The 19,590-nt window shown below is 70.6% G+C and carries 21 protein-coding genes; 14 read left to right on the forward strand and 7 right to left on the reverse strand.

Going from position 1 to position 19,590, the window contains the following annotated elements; genetic code table 11:
• Window positions 1–8 precede the first annotated feature (8 nt).
• Together ACIBST_RS20110 and ACIBST_RS20115 are read right to left on the reverse strand one after the other, a co-directional pair.
• Window positions 9–950 (reverse strand): D-2-hydroxyacid dehydrogenase family protein, encoded by a 942-nt coding sequence (locus ACIBST_RS20110; RefSeq protein WP_397173436.1) that lies wholly within the window; start codon window positions 948–950, stop codon window positions 9–11.
• A gap of 313 nt (window positions 951–1,263) precedes the next feature.
• A complete protein-coding gene (locus tag ACIBST_RS20115) occupies window positions 1,264–1,656 on the reverse strand; it encodes a hypothetical protein (protein WP_397173438.1) in 393 nt (130 codons plus the stop codon).
• A 271-nt stretch (window positions 1,657–1,927) separates the two neighbouring features.
• On the opposite strand from ACIBST_RS20115, the gene ACIBST_RS20120 reads away from it, so the two are divergent.
• The 8 genes from ACIBST_RS20120 (at window position 1,928) to ACIBST_RS20155 (ending at window position 9,214) form a co-directional block, all read left to right on the forward strand.
• On the forward strand, window positions 1,928–3,784 hold the full coding sequence (locus ACIBST_RS20120; protein WP_397173440.1) for a glycosyltransferase family 2 protein: 1,857 nt from the start codon (window positions 1,928–1,930) through the stop codon (window positions 3,782–3,784).
• Window positions 3,785–3,858: 74 nt separating this feature from the next.
• Entirely contained in the window at window positions 3,859–4,866 is a 1,008-nt protein-coding gene (locus tag ACIBST_RS20125; RefSeq protein ID WP_397173442.1) for an energy-coupling factor ABC transporter permease, read from the forward strand.
• Between the two features lie 23 nt (window positions 4,867–4,889).
• Window positions 4,890–5,645 carry a cobalt ECF transporter T component CbiQ gene (gene cbiQ / locus ACIBST_RS20130; protein ID WP_397173444.1) on the forward strand — a complete coding sequence of 252 codons (756 nt, stop codon included), beginning with the start codon at window positions 4,890–4,892 and terminating at the stop codon, window positions 5,643–5,645.
• A complete protein-coding gene (locus tag ACIBST_RS20135) occupies window positions 5,639–6,376 on the forward strand; it encodes an energy-coupling factor ABC transporter ATP-binding protein (protein ID WP_397173445.1) in 738 nt (245 codons plus the stop codon). Before cbiQ ends, ACIBST_RS20135 begins: the two co-directional genes overlap by 7 nt.
• Window positions 6,377–6,549: 173 nt before the next feature.
• A complete protein-coding gene (locus tag ACIBST_RS20140) occupies window positions 6,550–6,888 on the forward strand; it encodes an STAS domain-containing protein (protein ID WP_138689510.1) in 339 nt (112 codons plus the stop codon).
• A 48-nt stretch (window positions 6,889–6,936) separates the two neighbouring features.
• Window positions 6,937–7,710, forward strand: coding sequence for an SDR family NAD(P)-dependent oxidoreductase (locus tag ACIBST_RS20145; RefSeq protein ID WP_397173447.1), 774 nt, complete (start codon window positions 6,937–6,939; stop codon window positions 7,708–7,710).
• A gap of 6 nt (window positions 7,711–7,716) precedes the next feature.
• Window positions 7,717–8,481, forward strand: a complete 765-nt coding sequence (locus ACIBST_RS20150) for a crotonase/enoyl-CoA hydratase family protein (protein ID WP_357967301.1) — start codon at window positions 7,717–7,719, stop codon at window positions 8,479–8,481.
• A 112-nt stretch (window positions 8,482–8,593) separates the two neighbouring features.
• The gene (locus ACIBST_RS20155; protein ID WP_397173449.1) at window positions 8,594–9,214 is read left to right on the forward strand and encodes a rhomboid family intramembrane serine protease; all 621 of its coding nucleotides are present in this window, start codon (window positions 8,594–8,596) and stop codon (window positions 9,212–9,214) included.
• A gap of 3 nt (window positions 9,215–9,217) precedes the next feature.
• Here ACIBST_RS20155 and ACIBST_RS20160 read toward each other — a convergent pair whose 3' ends face one another.
• A complete protein-coding gene (locus ACIBST_RS20160) occupies window positions 9,218–9,796 on the reverse strand; it encodes a TIGR00645 family protein (RefSeq protein WP_358289220.1) in 579 nt (192 codons plus the stop codon).
• 37 nt (window positions 9,797–9,833) lie between these two features.
• Between ACIBST_RS20160 and ACIBST_RS20165 the strand changes: the two genes are divergently transcribed.
• On the forward strand, window positions 9,834–10,205 hold the full coding sequence (locus tag ACIBST_RS20165) for a BlaI/MecI/CopY family transcriptional regulator (protein ID WP_397173450.1): 372 nt from the start codon (window positions 9,834–9,836) through the stop codon (window positions 10,203–10,205).
• Here ACIBST_RS20165 and serC read toward each other — a convergent pair.
• Both serC and ACIBST_RS20175 read right to left on the reverse strand, forming a co-directional pair.
• Window positions 10,202–11,311 carry a phosphoserine transaminase gene (gene serC, locus ACIBST_RS20170; protein ID WP_397173451.1) on the reverse strand — a complete coding sequence of 370 codons (1,110 nt, stop codon included), beginning with the start codon at window positions 11,309–11,311 and terminating at the stop codon, window positions 10,202–10,204. The genes ACIBST_RS20165 and serC overlap by 4 nt on opposite strands.
• A 111-nt stretch (window positions 11,312–11,422) precedes the next feature.
• Window positions 11,423–12,529 carry a citrate synthase 2 gene (locus ACIBST_RS20175; RefSeq protein ID WP_352322285.1) on the reverse strand — a complete coding sequence of 369 codons (1,107 nt, stop codon included), beginning with the start codon at window positions 12,527–12,529 and terminating at the stop codon, window positions 11,423–11,425.
• Between the two features lie 202 nt (window positions 12,530–12,731).
• On the opposite strand from ACIBST_RS20175, the gene pdxH reads away from it, so the two are divergent.
• Window positions 12,732–13,409, forward strand: a complete 678-nt coding sequence (pdxH, locus tag ACIBST_RS20180) for a pyridoxamine 5'-phosphate oxidase (RefSeq protein WP_397173453.1) — start codon at window positions 12,732–12,734, stop codon at window positions 13,407–13,409.
• Window positions 13,410–13,419: 10 nt separating this feature from the next.
• Window positions 13,420–14,706: an MFS transporter gene (locus ACIBST_RS20185; protein WP_397173454.1), complete on the forward strand. Its 1,287-nt coding sequence runs from the start codon at window positions 13,420–13,422 to the stop codon at window positions 14,704–14,706.
• On the opposite strand, the gene ACIBST_RS20190 is transcribed toward ACIBST_RS20185, so the two are convergent.
• Entirely contained in the window at window positions 14,652–15,275 is a 624-nt protein-coding gene (locus ACIBST_RS20190; RefSeq protein ID WP_397173456.1) for a UdgX family uracil-DNA binding protein, read from the reverse strand. The genes ACIBST_RS20185 and ACIBST_RS20190 overlap by 55 nt on opposite strands.
• Before the next feature lie 102 nt (window positions 15,276–15,377).
• Here ACIBST_RS20190 and ACIBST_RS20195 point away from each other — a divergent pair, with 102 nt between their 5' ends.
• From ACIBST_RS20195 to ACIBST_RS20205, 3 genes are all read left to right on the forward strand, one after another.
• Window positions 15,378–16,082, forward strand: a complete 705-nt coding sequence (locus ACIBST_RS20195) for a metal-dependent transcriptional regulator (protein ID WP_352355373.1) — start codon at window positions 15,378–15,380, stop codon at window positions 16,080–16,082.
• A gap of 123 nt (window positions 16,083–16,205) precedes the next feature.
• On the forward strand, window positions 16,206–18,428 hold the full coding sequence (locus ACIBST_RS20200) for a SpoIIE family protein phosphatase (protein WP_397173458.1): 2,223 nt from the start codon (window positions 16,206–16,208) through the stop codon (window positions 18,426–18,428).
• A complete protein-coding gene (locus tag ACIBST_RS20205; protein ID WP_397173460.1) occupies window positions 18,425–19,228 on the forward strand; it encodes an alpha/beta fold hydrolase in 804 nt (267 codons plus the stop codon). The genes ACIBST_RS20200 and ACIBST_RS20205 overlap by 4 nt, the downstream gene beginning before the upstream one ends.
• Here the strand turns inward: ACIBST_RS20205 and ACIBST_RS20210 are convergent.
• Window positions 19,225–19,587 (reverse strand): MarR family winged helix-turn-helix transcriptional regulator, encoded by a 363-nt coding sequence (locus tag ACIBST_RS20210; RefSeq protein WP_397173462.1) that lies wholly within the window; start codon window positions 19,585–19,587, stop codon window positions 19,225–19,227. The genes ACIBST_RS20205 and ACIBST_RS20210 overlap by 4 nt on opposite strands.
• Window positions 19,588–19,590 lie beyond the last annotated feature (3 nt).

Genomic DNA, 19,590 nt, shown 5'->3' on the forward strand with positions numbered 1-19,590 from the left:
GAGCCGGGTCAGGTCAGGACGCGGATCGGCGCGCCGGTCAGGAACGCGTCGATGTCCTGCACGGCGTCGCGGAAGTAGGTCTCGTAGTTGCCGCCGGTGACGTACCCGAGATGGGGGGTGGCCAGCACGTTGGGCAGTTTGCGCAGCTCGTGTCCGGCGGGCAGCGGCTCGGTCTCGAACACGTCGAGCCCGGCCCCCGCGATCAGCCCCTCGCGCAGCGCCGACGCCAGCGCGGCCTGGTCGACGATGGCCGCCCGCGAGGTGTTGACCAGGTAGGCGCTGGGCCGCATCAACGCCAGCTCACGCGCGCCGACCAGCCCGCGGGTGCGCTCGCTCAGCACGAGATGGACGGAGACGACGTCGGACTCGGCGAACAGCTCCTCCTTGGCCACCGCCCGCACGCCCAGCTCCCCGGCGCGCGCCGCGGTCAGGTTCTGGCTCCAGGCGATGACGTCCATGCCGAACGCCTGCCCGATGCGGGCCATCTGCGCCCCGATCTTGCCGAGGCCGAGCAGCCCGAGCGTCCCGCCGTGCAGGTCCATGCCGACGGTGCTCTGCCACGGGCCGTCGGAGCGCATCGCCGTGGCCTCGGGCACCAGGTGGCGGGCCAGGCCGAGGATGAGCGCCCAGGTCAGCTCGGCCGGCGGGGTGGCGGCGCTGCCGGTGCCGCACACGGTGACCCCGCGGGCGCGGGCGGCGTCGAGGTCGACGGAGGCGTTGCGCATGCCCGTGGTGATCAGCAGGCGCAGCCGCGGCAGCCGCTCGAACAGCTCGGCGCCGAACGGGGTGCGCTCCCGCATGACGACCACGATCTCGAAGTCCGCCAGGGCCGCCACCAGCTCGTCCTGGCTGGTGAAGTGGGCCCGGAAGCTCGTGGCCCGGACCCGCGACCAGTCGGCCAGCCCGAGGGCCACGCCCTGGTAGTCGTCGAGGATGGCGCAGCGCAGCATGATCCGTGATCCTACGCCGCGGCCCCCTGCTCCAGCTCCCCGGCGGGGCCGGGGAGCTGGAGCCCGTTCATTCGGCGGCTAGCCTTTCCGCCTCTTCGTGCAGCGCCGCGACCAGGATCAGCTCCAGGTTGAGCTCCTCCAGGTCCGGCGACGCCAGACCGTCAAGGACGCGCATGGTGGGCCTCCCTGAACAAAAGACGTCTCAGGTGTCACATAGGTTCACATCTATCTGAAACGTTCTCAGGGGAGGCGCGGACCGGAGGGAGGGGAAGTCATTCGGTCAAGGGATCCGGGAATTGTCCCGGGCAAATCGTCAGGCGACTCCCGAAAGGCCGGAATCGCGGTTCAACTCGATGTCCATCTGCATCGCCAGAATCTCCTGCCGCTCCTGGTTGATCCTGCGACAGATGGTGACATATGCGGTCAGAACCTTGGAGTAGGAAGCCCGCGCCTGTTCCAGTTGGCCGCGCAGACGTTCGATGCGATCGGGGTCGGCGAGCTCCTCGGCCTCGGCCTCGGCCAGCAGCGCGCGGGCCTCGTCCACGATCTCCTCGGCCCGCATCCGCGTACGTCGCAGCATCGCCGAGCACTGGAAGAGCTCCGTCAGGCGCGCTGAGGAACGAGCGAAGTCGGCCTTGCCCATGCCCGTGCCGCCCGCCCGATGCCAGCGAAGATTCGATGCCATTACCGCCACCTCCCCGGTCAAGGTTGCCTAACTGTAGACGTGTGTACCCCGCCGGAGGATGACCTGAGACGCCCACGGAGTAGGTCCCTGATCCCGGCGGAGAGTTTTCTTCCTCTGGCAGGTCGAGGATTTTCCCCTGAAACTCATTCGGTCCCCGGTGAATGTGCTGATTAGAGCCATCTGTGGGGTCTATCCGAAGAATGCAACGAATCGCCGGGGTCGGCAAATAGGTGACTCCAAGACGGCCGATCGCCCCCCGCGGCGACGGGCGTTCGTCACATACTGAAACGACATGGCGGCGCAACGTGACTCCGAGGTGACGGCAGTGGTGGCGATGTCGGCGGCGGGTAACAACGACGAGACGGTCGACGTCAGCGTCGTCATCCCGGTGCACAACTGCCGTCCCTATCTGGACAGGTGTCTCACCTCGGCGCTCGTGCAACGGGTGAAGAAGGAGATCATCGTCGTCGACGACGGCTCCACCGACGGCGGCGCCGAGCTCCTCGACCTCTACGCCGCCTACCACCAGTCCAGCGTCAAGGTCGTGCACATCGAGGGGTCGGGCGGCGCCGGCCGGCCGCGCAACGTCGGCCTCGCCCACGCCACCGGCCGGTACGTCTTCTTCTGCGACGCCGACGACCACCTCGGCCCCGAGGCGCTGGAACGCATGGTCGCCATGGCCGACAGGAACGGCTCCGACATCGTGCTCGGCAAGATCGTGGGCCACGGCAGGCGGGCCCCCGCGTCGATGTTCCAGCAGAACGCCGAGCGCCTGACCCTCGCCGACAGCAACGTCTACAACAGCCTGAGCTGCTTCAAGCTGTTCAGGCGGGAGATGGTCGAGCGCCACGGCATCCGCTTCGCCGAGGACATGCTGGTCGGCGAGGACATCATGTTCACCGTGCACGCCTACTGCCACGCCGGCGTGATCTCGGTGGTCGCCGACTACGACTGCTACCACCTGGTCTCCAGGGCCGACGGCAGCAGCATCATGCAGCAGGCGGGCAGCCGCGACCCGGTCGCCTGGCTGACGATGATCCGGCGGCCCATCCGGCTCATGGCCCGGCACGTCGAGCCCGGCCCGCTGCGCGACCACCTGCTGCGCCGGCACTTCAGGCTCGACGCCTTCAGCCAGCTCGGCGCGGTGTTCCTGGAGAGCGACGACGTGCGCCGCAAGGAGATCGCCCAGGAGGTCGCGGCGCTGTGCGACGAGTGGTTCACGCCGGGCGTGCACGACCGGCTCAACAGCATCGACAGGCAGCGCGTGGCCGCGCTCGGCGACGTCGACCGCCTGGTCCGGCTGGCCCGCATCGAGAGCGCCACCGTGCGGCGGCGGCTGACCGGGCTGCGCTGGGAGGAGGACCACCTGGTGGTGACCGGCACGGCCGGGCTGGAGGGCATCAGCCAGGACGACGGCGTGGCCCTGGTGCTGCGCCCCCGCAACGACCCGCACGGCGAGCTGGTCGTCCCGGCCGAGCGGCAGGGCGCGGAGTTCACCGCCCGGGTGGAGGCCGCCGCGCTGGCCTCCGGCATCTGGGACCTGCGGGTGGCGGTCGAGCTGGAGGGGGTGGTGCGCCACGGCAGGCTGGGCGCCGACCGCGACAACGGCGTCACCCGGCCGCAGCCCCGCCTGATCGGCGGCGTGGTGACCCTGCCGTACTTCACCAGGGACAACGGCAACCTGAGCATCGACGTCGGCGGCCACGTCGTCGCCGTGCCCGGCACCGTCCGGCTGGAGCGGACCAGGTGGGGGCTCGGCCATCGGCTCGTCGTGCACGGCGAGGTCAGCGTGGCCGGGCAGGTGCCCGAGAGCGCGGCGATCAGGCAGATCGTCTGGCGCGAACGGCGTACCGGCCGCGAGCGCGCCGAGCGCGTGACGGCGCTGCCCGGGGGCGGGTTCGCGGCCAGGCCGGCGGTGGGCCGGCTCCCGCCCGGCACCTGGGACGCCTACCTGGAGCTCGACCTCGGCGGACCGCCCGCGCTGTTCAGGATCGAGACCGACGCCGACACGGTCGCCGGCCCGCGCAGGTGGCGGGGCGCGGCGTTGCTGCGCAGCGTGCGGCCGTACGCGACCTCGGGCAAGGGACGGCTGAGCACGGTCGTGCGCCGGCTGGCGCCGCGAACGATCCTCAGGAAGCTCCTTCAGTAATTGCCACCTATGTGCAGGTGCAAGGCGATGCTCTAAAGTGAGGAGGATTTGTTCGTCCTTCTGGAGGCGTTGCCGTGCACGTACCCGATGGCTTCTTCAACGCAGCTACATCCGTCTCCGCCGGAGCGGTGGCGGCCGCCGGGGTAGCGGTCTGCCTGCGGGGCGCCCGCCGCGAGCTGGACGACCGGACCGCGCCCATGGCGGGGCTCGTGGCGGCCTTCATCTTCGCGGTCCAGATGCTGAACTTCCCCGTCGCGGCGGGCACCAGCGGCCACCTGCTGGGCGGCGCGCTGGCGGCGATACTCGTGGGGCCCTACACAGGGGTGCTCTGCATGGCCGTGGTGCTGCTGGTGCAGGCGGTGTTCTTCGCCGACGGCGGGCTGACCGCGCTGGGCGTCAACATCACCATCATGGGCATCGTCACCGTGCTGGTCGGGTGGGGCGTCTTCCGGCTGGTCACCGCGATGGCCAGGGGCCGGGGCGGCGTGACGCTCGGGGCCTTCCTCGGGGCGCTGGTCTCGGTGCCGGCCTCGGCGCTGGTGTTCTCCGTGCTGTTCTGGATCGGCGGCACCGCGCCCATCGAGGTGTCGGCCGTGGCCGCGGCCATGGGCGGCGTGCACGTGCTGATCGGCATCGGCGAGGCGCTGATCACCGCCACCACCGTCGCCGCCGTGCTGGCCGTGCGGCCCGACCTGGTGTACGGCGCCCGCGGGCTGGCCAGGCCGCTGGTGCTCAAGGGGGCCGACGGCGCCACCACGACCGTGGACGAGCCGGCGCCGGCGGCCCGGCCGCGCGCGCTCAAGCCGTTCCTGCTGGGCGGGATCGGGCTGACCCTGGTGCTGGCCGGCGTGGTGTCCTTCTTCGCCGCCTCCGACCCCGACGGGCTGGAGGCCGTGGCCGAGAACAAGGGCTTCGGCGACCAGGCGGCCGACCACGCGTTCGGGTCGTGGGCGCTGGCCGACTACGGTGAGGTGGGCGGCATCCCGGTCGGCGTGGCCGGGATCGTCGGCGTCGGGCTCGTGCTGCTCATCGCCGGCGCCGTGGCGTTCGCCGCGCGCAGCCGTACGAACGTGAGGGTCTGATCTGTGAGAGACGGTGAGTGACGGTGGGCGCGGGGCATCGGCACGATCTCTACCTGCCGGTTGACTCCCTCGTCCACCGGCTGCCGCCGCAGTGCAAGCTGCTCGCCGTCTTCGCCTTCGCCGTCGTCGTGGTGGCCACGCCGCGGGAGCGCTTCTGGGCGTTCGCGGTCTACGCGGCGCTGCTCGGGGGCGTCGCGCTGGCCGCGCGGGTGCCGGCCGGGCACGTGCTGCGGCGGATGGTGATCGAGCTGCCGTTCGTGCTGTTCGCGTTCCTGATCCCGGTGATCGGGATGGGCGAGCGCACGACGGTGCTCGGCGTCTCGCTGAGCGTGCCGGGGCTGTGGGCGGCCTGGAACATCCTGGTCAAGGCCACGCTCGGGGTGATCGCCTCGATCCTGCTCGCGGCCACCACCGAGCCGCGGGTCATCCTCCTCGGGGCGCAGCGGCTGCGGCTGCCGAGCCTGCTGGTGCAGATCGCCATGTTCATGCTCAGGTACATGGACGTGATCCTGGAGGAGATGCGGCGGATGCGGGTGGCCCGCGAGTCGCGCGGGTTCGAGGCGCGTAACTTCCGGCAGATCCCGGTGATCGCGCGTTCGGCCGGGGCGCTGTTCATCCGTTCGTACGAGCGGGGGGAGCGGGTGCATCTGGCGATGCTGAGTCGCGGCTACGCTGGACGGATGCCGATAATTCAAGATATTTCGGCATCCATCGGGCAGTGGGCGGCGGCGCTCGTCCTGCCCGTCGTGGCACTCGCGGTTCTGGGGCTCTCATGGTGAACTCTCTGGAGGTCAGTGACCTGGCCTACGCCTACCCCGACGGCACTCAGGCGCTGTTCGGCGTGAACCTGGCGATCGGCCGCGGCGAGCGGGTGGCGCTGCTCGGTCCCAACGGCGCCGGCAAGACGACGCTCGTCATGCACCTCAACGGCATCCTCACCGCCGGGCACGGCAGCGTGGCCGTGGGCGGCGTCCCGGTGCGCAAGGACACGCTCAAGGAGATCAGGCAGCGCGTCGGCCTGGTCTTCCAGGACCCCGACGACCAGCTCTTCATGCCCACGGTCAAGGACGACGTCGCCTTCGGCCCGGCCAACGCCGGACTCAAGGGCGCCGAGCTGGACCGGGTGGTCCACGACGCGCTCGACCGGGTCGGCATGCTGGAGGCCGCCGACCGGCCGCCGCACCACCTGTCGTTCGGCCAGCGGCGCCGGGTGGCGGTGGCCACGGTGCTGGCGATGCGGCCGGAGATCCTGGTGCTCGACGAGCCCTCCTCCAACCTCGACCCGGCCGCGCGCAGGGAGCTGGCCGAGATCCTGCGTTCGCTGGACGTGACGGTGCTCATGGTCACCCACGACCTGCCGTACGCGCTGGAGCTGTGCGAGCGCTCGCTGATCCTGTCGGGAGGCGTGATCGCCGCCGACGGGCCCACGCGCGAGCTGCTGGCCGACGCCGAGCTGCTGGCCGGGCACCGCCTGGAGCTCCCGTACGGCTTCGCCGTCCCGGCCGGGTGAGGCAACCTGGCGCCCAGGTCGCGGGCCGGGCGGCCGGCGGGGTAAGAACCCTCAGCGCCGCGTCCAGCGGGTGATTAGTCCGTTCTAGTCCTTCTGTATCCGGCTCTTCGTAGTTTGTGCATGCCCGCTATCCGGGGATGTCGAAGTACAGTGGCTCATCGAGGAGGGGCCAAATGAAGCTGCGGCTTGCGCGACACGCCCTGGGTGACGCCGTGGTGGTGGCCGTTGAGGGAGAGCTCGATCTGTTCACCGCACCGTTCCTCCGCGACGAGGTCCGCGACGCCATCAAGCAGGACAGCGCCAGGCTCGTGCTCGACCTGCAGCAGTTGTCGTTCATGGACTCCAGCGGTCTGTCGGTGCTGATCGAGGCCTGGCGGCTGGCCACGGGAGAGGGAGGCGGGGTGTCCCTTGCCGCGCCCCAGGCGCCCGTGGCGCGCATCCTGCGGACCACGGGGCTCGACCGGCGGATCAAGGTGTACTCCGACGTCGACAGCGCCGTGGGAGGGATTTAACCCGCCCCGAGTAGAACTTCATTCGGTTGGCGCGTTAAGGTCCGGGATATGGACGTCAACGGATCTGCAGCAATCATCTCCGGCGGTGCCAGCGGCCTCGGCGAGGCGACGGCCCGCGAGCTCGCCCGCGCGGGCGCCACCGTGGTCATCGCCGACCTCAACGAGGAGCGCGGCAAGGCCGTCGCCGACGAGCTCGGCGGCGTCTTCGTCAAGACGGACGTGTCGGACGACGAGCAGGTGCAGGCGGCCGTCGACGCCGCCGTGGCCACGGGCAAGCCGCTGCGCGTCGTGGTCAACAGCGCGGGCATCGGCTGGGCCGAGCGCACGGTCAACCGCGAGGGCAAGCCGCACAACCCGGCCACGTACCGCAAGGTGATCGAGGTCAACCTGATCGGCACCTTCAACCTCATGCGCATCGCCGCGGCGGCCATCGCCGCCACCGAGCCGGTCGACGCCGACGGCCAGCGCGGCGTGGTCATCAACACGGCCTCCGTCGCCGCTCTGGAGGGCCAGACGGGCCAGCTCGCCTACTCGGCCTCCAAGGGCGGCATCGTGGGCATGACGGTCCCCGCCGCGCGCGACCTGGCGGCCATCGGCGTCCGCGTGAACACGATCTGCCCCGGCATCATCGACACCCCCATCTACGGCTTCTCCGGCAACGCCGAGGAGTTCAAGGCCAAGCTCGTGGCCCCCGTGGTCTTCCCCAAGCGCATGGGCCGGGCCGACGAGTTCGCCCACCTGGTGCACTCGCTCGTCCAGAACGACTACATGAACGCCGAAGTCGTGCGCTTCGACGGCGGCATCCGCTTCCAGCCCAAGTGAGGTCCCGTGTCTGACGAAGTGCTCGTCGAGGAGTCCGGCAACGTCGCGGTCATCACCATCAACCGGCCGAAGGCGCGTAACGCGATCAACGGCGCGGTGGCCCGGGGGATCGCCGAGGCGCTGGACACCTTCGACGCCCGCGCCGAGATCTCGGCGTACGTGCTGACCGGCGCCGGGGGCACGTTCTGCGCGGGCATGGACCTCAAGGGGTTCCTGTCCGGCGACTTCCCGGTGGTCGAGGGGCGCGGCTTCGGCGGCATCGCCGAGGCGCCGCCCAAGAAGCCGCTGGTGGCCGCGGTCGAGGGGTACGCGCTGGCGGGCGGCTTCGAGCTGGCCCTGTCGTGCGACGTCATCGTGGCCTCGTCGGAGTCCACGTTCGGGCTGCCCGAGCCGAAGCGCGGGCTGGTGGCGGGCGCGGGCGGGATCATGCGGCTGCCGCGGCGGATCCCGTACCACGTGGCCATGGAGATCGCCCTGACCGGCGACCACTACCCCGCCTCCCGCCTGTACGAGCTGGGCCTGGTCAACCGGATCACCGAGCCGGGGGCCGCCCTGGAGGGCGCGCTGGAACTGGCCCGCAAGATCGCCGCCAACGCCCCCCTGGCGCTCGCGGCGACCAAGAAGGTGATCATCGAGTCCCAGGACTGGCCCCTGGAGGAGATGTTCAAGAAGCAGGGCGCGATCATCAACCCGGTGTTCGGCTCCAAGGACGCCATGGAGGGCGCGGCGGCCTTCGCCGAGAAGCGCGCCCCCCAGTGGAAGGGCGAGTAACCCTCACCCGTACGCCGGCCCCTTCCGCACGTCCGGAAGGGGCCGCGTCAACGCGCGTGCGCGGCGTTTCCTGCGTACGGTAAAGGGGAGGAGACGACCACCAGGAGAGCGCATGAGCGACCATTCGGGTTCCAGGTTCGAGTCGGCCAAGCGCGGCGCCGGCACCTTCCTGTCGAGCGCGATCAAGGCGATCCTCATCCTCGGTTCCATGCTCGCCGTGATGTGGGTCCTGGAGGGCGTCGACTACGTGATGGGCGGCGCGCTCGACTCCTACGGCATCGCCGGCTGGGACGCCGACGGCCTGGTGGGCATCCTCTTCGCGCCGTTCCTGCACGGCGGCTTCGGCCACCTCATGGCCAACTCGCTGCCGCTGCTGGTGCTGGGCTTCCTGGCGGCGGTGCGCGACATCCGCAAGTTCCTCTGGGCCACGCTGCTGATCGTGCTGATCGGCGGCCTCGGCACGTGGGTGTCCAGCCCCGGCGTGATCACGATCGGCGCGAGCGGCCTGATCTTCGGCTACTTCGGCTTCGTGCTGGCCCGGGGCGTGTTCGACCGCCGCCTGGTCGACCTCCTGATCGCCATCGGCGTGGGCGTGGCCTACTACTCGATCCTGTGGGGGCTGCTGCCCAACCAGCAGGGCATCTCGTGGCAGGGCCACCTGTTCGGGCTCCTGGGCGGCGTGGTGGCCGCCTGGGTGCTGCGCCGCAGGAAAGAGCTGCCGGCCCGCTTCTGAGCGCTACAGGTGCGGCTTGGTGCGCTCGGCCGGCGAGCCGGCGAGCATGCGGTCGATGAGCGCCAGGCCGATCGCCGAGGCCACGAACGCCAGGTGGATGATCGTCTGCCACATGATCTTGTCGTTGGGCACGTCACGCGCCCGGATGAACGTCTGCAGCAGGTGCACCGACGAGATGCCCACGATGGCCGTGGCCAGCTTGACCTTCAGCACGTTGGCGTTGACGTGGGAGAGCCATTCGGGCTCGTCGGGATGGTCGTTGAGGTTGATGCGCGAGACGAACGTCTCGTAGCCGCCGATGATCACCATGATCAGCAGGTTGGAGATCATGACGACGTCGATCAGCGCCAGCACCGTCAGCATGACGACGACCTCGGCCGACGTGCCGTCGCCGGTCGCCGGGTGCAGGAAGACGCTGCTGAGCAGGTGCCACAGCTCGGTCATGAACTGCCAGACGTACACCGCCTGGGCCACGATGAGGCCCAGGTAGAGCGGGACCTGCAGCCAGCGGCTGGCGAACATGAGGTAGCCGAGGCTGCGGGGCAGCGCTCGCCCCTGGCCGATCGGGGGCTGTTCGGGCAAGAATGTTTCCTACTGATCGAGCCGGAGGACTGGTGAGTTGGCGAACCTGGGATCCCTGGAACGCGCGATCATGAACGTGCTGTGGGATGCCGGCAGGGCCATGCGCGTGCGGGAGCTCCTGGACAGCCTCAACGAGGACCGCGACCTGGCGTACACGACCGTGCAGACCGTGGCCGAGCGGCTGGTGCGCAAGGGCCTGCTCGTGCGCACGCCCGCGCGCAACGCCTTCCGCTACGCGGCCGCCTGCTCAAGGGCCGAGCACGTCAGCCGCCTGATGCTGGAGGCCCTATCCGTCAGCACCGACAGGCTGCCGGTGCTGACGAGGTTCGCGCAGAGCGTCGAGGAGGCGGACGCCCTGGCGCTCCTGGACGAGCTGGCCCGCCGGACGGGCCGGCGGGCGACGGGCTAGAGGCGCTCGACCACGTGGTCGACGCAGACCGTCAGCGCCTCGACGTCGGACGGCTCGATGGCCGGGAACATCGCGATGCGGAGCTGGTTGCGGCCCAGCTTGCGGTAGGGCTCGGTGTCGACGATGCCGTTGGCGCGCAGCACCTTGGCCACCTCGGCGGCGTCGACGTCGTCGTTGAAGTCGATCGTGCCGACCACCTGCGAGCGGAACTGCGGGGCGGCGAACGGCGTGGCGTAGGACGACTTCTCGGCCCAGGTGTACAGCCGCTGGCTGGACTCGGCGGTGCGGGCGGTGGTCCAGGCCAGGCCGCCGTTGCCGTTCATCCAGTCGAGCTGGTCGGCCAGCAGGAACAGCGTGGCCACGGCCGGCGTGTTGTAGGTCTGGTCCTTGCCGGAGTTGTCGATCGCGATCGGCAGGCTGAAGAACTCGGGGACGTACCGGCCGGAGGCGGCGATCTCCTCGACCCTGGCCAGGGCGCGCGGCGACATGATCGCGATCCACAGGCCGCCGTCGGAGGCGAAGCTCTTCTGCGGCGCGAAGTAGTAGACGTCGGTCTCGGCGATGTCGACCGGCAGGCCGCCCGCGCCGGAGGTGGCGTCGACCAGCACCAGGGAGTCGTCGCCGCCCACGCGGGAGATCGGCATGGCGACGCCGGTCGAGGTCTCGTTGTGGGTGAGGGCGTAGACGTCGACGCCGTCCTCGTCGGCCGCGGTGGGGTGGGTGCCGACGTCGGACTTGATCACGCTCGGGTCGGCCAGCCAGGGCGCCTTCTTGGCGACGGCGGCGAACTTCGAGGAGAACTCGCCGAACGACAGGTGCTGGGACTTCTCCCTGATCAGCCCGAAGGCCGCGATGTCCCAGAACGCGGTGGTGCCGCCGTTGCCCAGCACGACCTGGTAGCCCTCGGGCAGCGAGAACAGGTCGGCGAGCCCGGAGCGCACGCGGCCGACCAGGTTCTTGACCGGCTTCTGGCGGTGGGAGGTGCCCATGAGGCTCGCGCCGGAGGCGGCGAGCGCGGCCAGTTGCTCGGTGCGAACCTTCGAGGGCCCGCAGCCGAAGCGGCCGTCGGCGGGCTTGATGTCAGCGGGAATCACGATGTCAGCCACGTGCCAAGCGTACTGAGGCCGTCCGGGTGACGTCGCACGGGTCCGCCGAATGAGACGCGGAACGGCCCGCCCTTGAGCGGGCGGGCCGTTCATGACACGGGCGAGAACGTGTCAGATCGTGCCGACAACCTCGGAGGCGCCGGGGACGTCGCTCAGCGGACGCGAGGCCGGGCCGATGTAGTTGGCGCTCGGACGCACCAGCCGGCCCGTGAGCTTCTGCTCCAGGATGTGCGCGGCCCAGCCGGCCGTGCGGGCGCAGGTGAACATCGAGGTGAACATGTGCGAGGGCACCTCGGCGAAGTCCAGCACCACGGCCGCCCAGTACTCGACGTTCGTGGCGAGCACCCGGTCGGGCTTGCGGGCGTGCAGCTCCTCCAGGGCGGCCTGCTCCAGCGCCGCCGCGACCTCGTAGCGGGGCGCGTCGAGCTCCTTGGCGGTACGGCGCAGCACGCGGGCGCGCGGGTCCTCCGCGCGGTAGACGCGGTGGCCGAAGCCCATGAGCCGGTTGCCCTTGTCGAGCTCGCTCTGGACGTACTTCTTGGCGTCGCCCAGCTGCTCCACGCCCTCGATCATGTGGAGCACGCGGGCAGGGGCGCCGCCGTGCAGCGGGCCCGACATCGCGCCCACGGCGCCGGAGAGCGCCGCGGCCACGTCGGCGCCGGTGGAGGCGATGACGCGGGCGGTGAACGTGGACGCGTTCATGCCGTGCTCGGCGGCCGAGGTCCAGTAGGCGTCGATGGCCTTGACGTGCTTGGGATCAGGCTCACCGCGCCAGCGGATCATGAAGCGTTCGACGATGGTCTTCGCCTCGTCGACCCGGCTCTGCGGCACCATCGGCAGGCCGAGGCCGCGCGCGGACTGCGCGACGAAGGAGAGTGCCATCACGGAGGCGCGCGCGAGCTGGTCGCGGGCCTCCTCGTCACTGATGTCGAGCAGGGGCTTGAAGCCATAGGCCGGAGCCAGCATGGCCAGCGCACTCTGCACGTCTACGCGGATGTCACCGGAGTGGACAGGGATGGGGTACGGCTCCGCCGGGGGCAGGCCCGGCTGGAACTTGTTGTCGACCAGCAGGCCCCAAACGTGCCCGAACGGGACACGGCCGACCAGCTCCTCGATGTCGACGCCCCGGTATCGAAGGGCGCCCCCTTCTTTGTCCGGTTCCGCGATCTCGGTCTCGAAAGCTACGACGCCTTCGAGGCCGGGTTTGAAGTCGGACATGCTCGGCCGCCTCCCTTTCTTGCCATGTAACGGCAATGCCTTGATGTCGAGATACCGGCGGGTCAATTTAACCCCCTCCCAGGTCATGGTCGGTCTCGGGACCCGCCGAAACGTCAAACCCGCTGGTAGGGAGCCTGCTGTGGGCACGTGTCCCGCGACCTGCGTCAGGCCGCCGAACGCGCCCTAGCGTGGGATCTGCCACATGAGCGCGCAAGAATACCGTCTCGTGGATGCCACCCCGCGCCCGCCCCTGCTGGCGGCGCTACGCCGAACGTACGAGGGCGAGCCGTTGCTCGAGACCGACCTCGCGTCCGACCCCGTCGCGCAGTTCACCGTCTGGTTCCAGGACGCGCTCGAAGCCGGCCTGCCCGAACCCAACGCCATGGTCCTCGCCACCGCCTCCGCGGGCGGCCGGCCGAGCGCCAGGACGGTCCTGCTCAAGGGCTACGACGAGAACGGCTTCGTCTTCTACACCAACTACGAGTCCCGCAAAGGCCGCGACCTGGCCGAGAACGGACGCGCCTCGCTGCTGTTCCCCTGGCACGCCATCCGCCGCCAGATCCGCATCGAGGGCACCGTCGCCCGCATCTCCCACCAGGAGTCGGCCGACTACTACAAGTCCCGCCCGTACGGCTCCCGCATCGGGGCCTGGGCCTCGCGGCAGTCGGCGGTCGTGCGCTCGCGCGAGGAGCTCGACGAGCGCTACGAGGAACTGGCCGCCCGCTGGCCGGAGGATCCGCCGGTGCCCGACTTCTGGGGCGGCTTCCGGGTGACGCCGACCGAGGTGGAGTTCTGGCAGGGACAGCTCGACCGGATGCACGACAGGCTGCGCTACCGGCGCACCCGACCCGGTTGGGCCTTGGAGAGACTTGCACCATAAATTGCCTTAGGTGGCATTCGGGGAACTGGTCAAACGTCATCTTGTGGACACAAGGCCGCTGGCCGTGCCCGCGTACCGGCGGATCTGGTCCGGCCAGGCCGTCTCGAACGTGGGCGTCGCCGTCACCGTCGTGGCGGTCGGCCAGCAGGTCTACGAGCTGACCCGGTCCTCGCTCTGGGTGGGCCTGCTCGGCATGGCCAACCTCGTCCCGCTGCTGGTCTTCGGGCTGTGGGGCGGGGCCGTCGCCGACGCCTTCGACCGGCGCAGACTGCTCGTCATCGGCTCGCTCATCACCTGGGCGGCCACCCTGGTCATCCTGGCGCAGGCCCTGCTCGGGCTGGACAACGTGTACCTGATCTTCGCGGCGACGGCGGTCAACGCCACCGGGTTCGCGATCACCGGCCCGACCAGGGGCTCGGTGATCCCGCGCGTCCTCGATCCCGAGCTGGTGCCGGCCGCCAACGCGCTCAACTCGCTGGTCTACAGCCTCGGCGCGGTCGCCGGCCCGATGCTCGGCGGCGTGCTGCTGGCCACCGGCGGCGACCACCCCAACTACGCCGCCGCCTACGCGGCGGACGCCCTGCTGTTCAGCGCCGGCCTCTACGCGGCCCTCAGGCTGCCCGCCCTGCCCCCGCTGGGCGAGGTGACACGTCCGGGAGCCCGGGCGGTCTGGGAGGGCCTCAGCTTCATCGCCAGGAGCCCGGTGCTGCTGATGTCGTTCGTCGTGGACATCATCGCGATGGTGTTCGCCATGCCGCGCGCCCTCTACCCCGAGCTGGCCGCCGATCGTTTCGGCGGCTCGATGACCGCGCTCGGCTGGGTGACCTCCGCCATGGCGATCGGCTCGGTCGCCGGCGCGCTGTTCTCCGGCTGGGTGGGCCGGATCTCGCGGCAGGGCGTCGCGCTCGTGCTGGCCATCGCCATGTGGGGGCTCGCCGTCGCGGCCGCGGGGCTGGTGCGCGAGCTGTGGCTGGTCGTGGCGTTCATGGCGGTCGGCGGCGTGGCCGACGTGATCTCGTCGGTGTGGCGGCAGTCGATCCTGCAGCTCTACGCCCCCGACGAGATGCGCGGGCGGATGCAGGGCGTGTTCATGGTGGTCGTGGCGGGCGGCCCGCGCCTCGGCGACCTGCGCGCCGGCGCGACCGCGACCGCCTTCGGGCTCACCGGCGCCTGGGTGGGCGGGGGACTGGCGTGCGCGGTCACCGTGCTCGTCGTCGGCCTGTCGGTGGCCGGGTTCCGCGACTACCGCTCCGACACCCGCGCCGCGGCCTTGAGGTCGGAGACGAAGCCCGCGTAGGCCGCGTCCCTGTCGGGCGCGCGCAGCACCGCCGAGGGGTGGATCGTGGCCACCGCCAGCGCGTCGCCGAGCGGCACCGGCTCGCCCCTGTGCTCGGTCAGCCGGAACGCCCGGCCCAGCAGCGACCTGGCCGCCGTCGCGCCGAGCACCACCACCACGTACGGACGCACCAGCTCCAGCTCCGCGCCGAGCCACGGCCGGCACGCCTCGATCTCGGCGACCGTCGGTTTCTGATGAATTCTTCTTTTCCCCCTGGGAGTGAAGGAGAAATGCTTGACAGCGTTCGTCAGATAAACCGCGTCCCGTTCGATTCCCGCTTCCTCCAGCCCCCGATCCAGCACGCGCCCCGACGGCCCCACGAACGGATGCCCCTCGCGGTCCTCGCGATCTCCCGGCTGCTCGCCCACCAGCATGAAACGGGCCTGCTCGGGGCCCTCGCCGAACACCGTCTGGGTGGCCTTCGCATACAGGTCGCAGCCCTCGCAGCGGGCCGCCGCCGTCCGCAGGGAGCCGAGGTCGCGCCGGGCGGGAAGGAACTCGGCCGCTCCGTTGTTGCCGTCCTTAACCATCGTCGGTCGTTCTCCCAATAGGGTTCCTGATGACTTCTGTGCCCGTAGCGGACGGGCTCAGTCCCCGCCACGACCGGCGTAGCATTTCAGTTGGGAGGAGCCTTGACCGCACACGGCCTGATCGACACGACGGAGATGTATCTCCGCACGATTTACGAGCTCGAAGAGGAGGGCATCGTCCCCCTTCGCGCCCGCATCGCGGAGCGCCTCCAGCAGAGCGGCCCCACCGTGAGCCAGACCGTCGCCCGCATGGAGCGCGACGGCCTCGTCCGCGTCGAGGGCGACCGGCACCTGTCGATGACCGACCTGGGCCGCACGCTGGCCACGCGCGTGATGCGCAAGCACCGCCTGGCCGAATGCCTGCTCACCCAGGTCATCGGCCTTCCCTGGGAAGAGGTGCACATCGAGGCGTGCCGCTGGGAGCACGTCATGTCCGAGTCGGTCGAGGCGCGGCTGGTGACGCTGCTCGACAACCCCACGGTCTGCCCGCACGGCAACCCCATCCCGGGGCTGGCCGAGCTGGGGGCGCCGGAGGTGACCGACGGCGCGGCCAACGTCCTGACCTCGATGTCCGAGGCCGCCGGGCCGCGTGACATTCCGGTCGTGGTGCGCCGGATCAGCGAACAAGTGCAAAGCGATCCTGCTGTGATGCTTAAACTCAAGCAAGTTGGGATACAACCCGGACGCGAGGTGACGCTCGCGGCGAGCGACGACGGTGTGCGGGTGACAGGTGACGGTGACGCGAACGACACTCCCGCGGAGCTTCCGCGTGACGTTGCCGCGCACGTTTTTGTCTCCAAGCGCTGACGCGCGCGCAGCCACTTGGTTGAATCCCTCTTGGGAGGCCCTCCACTCTCCCCTGGCCAAGACAGTTGCAGGAGCACCCGTGGTCCGCTGTGCGCACAAGCCACCCCAAGGAGTGGTCTCCGGATGAAGCGATGGGGGGATCTGTCACAAGAAACGGCTGATCACCTTGGTGCCGGGTCCGTTTTGGACCATGCCGAAATGGCAGTGGTCGTGACAGACCGCTTCAGCAATCTCCTCTACTGGAATCCCTTCGCCGAGCAGCTGTTCGGCCGTCCCGGCAACGCGCCGGCGCGTGACGCGTCCGTCCTGTCCCTCGGGATCATGGAGAAGGACCACCCGCTGGCGATCGAGCTGGCCAAGCACGTGCTCAAGGGCGGCGTGTGGGAGGGCACGTTCGACGTCAGGCGCGGCGACGGCACGATCGTCTACGTCCGCGCCCAGGCCGTGCCGCTGCGCCACCCGTCCGGGGCGGTCACCGGCATCGTCATCCTGGCCCGCGAGGCCCTGCGCAGCAACGAACGCGAGAAAGACCGTTTCGGGCTCCTCGAACGCATCGGCGAGCGGCTGGCCGGCTCTCTCTACGTCGAGGAGACGCTCAAGCGGGTGGCCGAGATGCTCGTGCCGCAGTTCGCCGACCACTGCTTCATCGAGCTCATGGAGGGCGACCGGCTGGTCCGCCGGGTCTCCGAGCACGTCCAGGGCTGGACCCCGCCCGCGGGCACGTGGAAGCCGGTGGGCGCGGAGATCCGCTACCCCTCCGGCCACTACGCCGACACCGCGCTGCGCCGCCAGGAGACCATCCTCGTCGAGGACTTCTCCACCACCAGCTACCCGATGCCCCACGAGGGCAGCGCGCGCCTGGCCAGCGAGATCGGCATGACCTCGGCCATCGTCGCCCCCCTGCTGGTGCGCGGCGAGACGCTGGGCCTGATGTACCTCGGCCTGTCCAACCTGACCGACCGGCGCAGCCCCCACTACGACGCCTTCGACCGCGACTTCGTGGGCGCCATCGCCACCCGCGTGGCCCTCGCGATCGACAACGCGCTGCTGTTCGAGGAGGAGCGCCACACCGCCGAGTCGTTCCAGAAGCACCTGCTGCCCAGGGCGCTGCCCCAGCTCGACGGCCTCGACATCGCGGTGCGCTACTACCCGGCGGCCCCCCTCGCCTCCCACGGCCAGGGCATCCAGACCCAGGTCGGCGGCGACTGGTACGACGTGATCCCGCTCTCGGCCGGCCGCGTCGGCATCGTGATCGGCGACGTCGAGGGCAGAGGCGCCAAGGCCGCGGCCATCATGGGCCAGCTCAGGGCGGCGCTGCGCGCCTTCGCACAGGACGACAAGTCGCCCGCCGACATCCTCGCCAGGCTCGACGAGTGGACCCGCATCATCGCCACCCCCGAGCAAGACGACAACGGCGCCGACGTCAGCATCCCGCCCATCGTCACCTGCCAGTACCTCGTCTACGACGCCTGGTCCCGGCAGCTCTCCTTCGCCAACGCCGGGCACGCGCCGCCGCTGCTGGTGGTCGACGGCCAGTGCCTGGAGATGGACATCGAGGAGGTCGGCCAGCCGCTCGGCGTCCGGGCCAAGGGCCTGCACGCCGACCTCGTCTACAAGGAGGAGACCCGCACCCTCCCGCCGGGCGCGGCGCTGCTGCTCTACACCGACGGCCTGGTCGACCGGCGTCCGGGCCGCGACGGCCGGATGCCGAGCGAGGAGGAGACGCTCGGCGTGCTGTGCGAGAAGCTCGCCAAGATGGCCGACGCCGACGTCGAGCGCATCGCCGACGCCGCCACGATCGCGGTGCCCGGCGAGATCGACGACGACATGGCGATCCTGGTCGTCCGCTCCAGCGACGTCGACCTCGACGTCGAGGAGCGCACCTTCCCGGCCCAGCCGATCATGGTCGGCGAGGCGCGCCGGATGGCCTCCGAGGCGTTCTCCGGCTGGAACGTGCCCGAGGAACGCGCCGAGCTGGCCTGCCTGCTGGTCTCCGAGGTCGTCACGAACGTGGTGCTGCACGCCTCCACCGCCAACTCCCCGCGCCGGGAGCTGGTCGTCGAGGGGCCGCCGCTGCCGTTCGAGGAGTCCTGGGACATGCCGGGCTTCGAGGAGGAGCCGATCGGCGACAAGGAGTTCACGCTGAGGCTGCGCAGGGGCGAGGAGTCGGTCTGGGTCGAGGTGTTCGACCAGGACCTGCGCCTGCCCCGCATCCGCAGCGCCGGGGAGAACGACGAGGGCGGCCGCGGCCTCTACCTGGTCGACCAGCTCGCCAAGCGCTGGGGATCCCGTCCCACCAGGGAAGGCAAAGCGGTCTGGTTCGAGATTCCCACCCGGAGCAGGTGAGTGGTTCACTGGGCCGCATGGAGCTGGCCTTCGAACGCCGGGGCACCGGCGAGCCGCTGATCCTCGTCCACGGCATCGGGCATCACTGGCAGGCGTGGTTGCCGGTGATGGACCGGCTGGCCGCCGACCACACGGTGATCGCCGTCGACCTGCCCGGCTTCGGGGTGTCGCCGCGGCTGCCCGCGGGCATCCCGTACACCGCGGAGTCGCTGGCGGACGCGGTCGAGTCGTTCTGCGCGCTGCTCGGCGTCCGGGAGCCGCACGTGGTGGGCAACTCGCTCGGCGGCTACATCGCCCTCGAACTGGCCTCGCGCGGCGTCGTGCGCGCGGCGACCGCGCTGTCGCCGGCCGGCTTCTGGTCGCGCTCCGAGCTGCTCTACTGCCAGACGACGCTGAAGGCCCTGCGGAACTCGGCGCGCGCGATGTCGCCGGAGCAGGCGGCCAGGGCGGCCGGCAACCCGTTCATGCGGGCGGTGTCCAGCGGGGTGCTGGTGGCCCGTCCGAGCCGGCTCGACCCCGCCGGGCTGGTCGCGGCCACGCAGGCGCTGGCCGGGGCGGCGGGCTTCGACGAGACGCTGGAGTCGTTCGGCGGCCTGATGCCGCCCGCCCCGCCGAAGACGCCCATCACGATCGCCTGGGGCGAGCGCGACCGGTTGCTGCCGCGCCGCCAGGCCGTGCGCGCGGCGCGCTGGTCGGGGCAGCGGGTCAGGCTGCTCAAGGGCTGCGGGCACGTGCCGATGAGTGACGATCCGGAGCTGGTGGCCCGGGTGGTGCTGGAGGCCGACCGGGCGGCCTCCTAACGTTCGGCGTTGGCCGCCATGCGGCGCAGCACCTCGACGGCGGTCCGGTACTCCTGCGGGCTCACGCCGTGGGTGACCTGCTGCCGGAAGCGGGTGACGCGCTCGGAGACGGCCGTGTGCACGGCCCGGCCCTCGTCGGTCAGCCGCCCGTCCGCCAGCCATCCCTTCGACGTCAGGCCCTGTACGGCCGCCTCCACCCCCTCGAACGGCGCCAGCGCGGTGGCGTTCTCCCCTTGGGCGGTGGCGTGGAGCAGCTGCCATTCCCTGCGCGAGGCACCGTGGGCGGCCAGGGCCTGCCCCATCGCGCTCTCCAGCAGGTTGTCGAGGTGCTTCACCCAATATCCGATAGGTCTGTCCATGCA

The organism is Nonomuraea sp. NPDC049684 (assembly GCF_044465345.1).
Taxonomy (GTDB): Bacteria; Actinomycetota; Actinomycetes; order Streptosporangiales; family Streptosporangiaceae; genus Nonomuraea.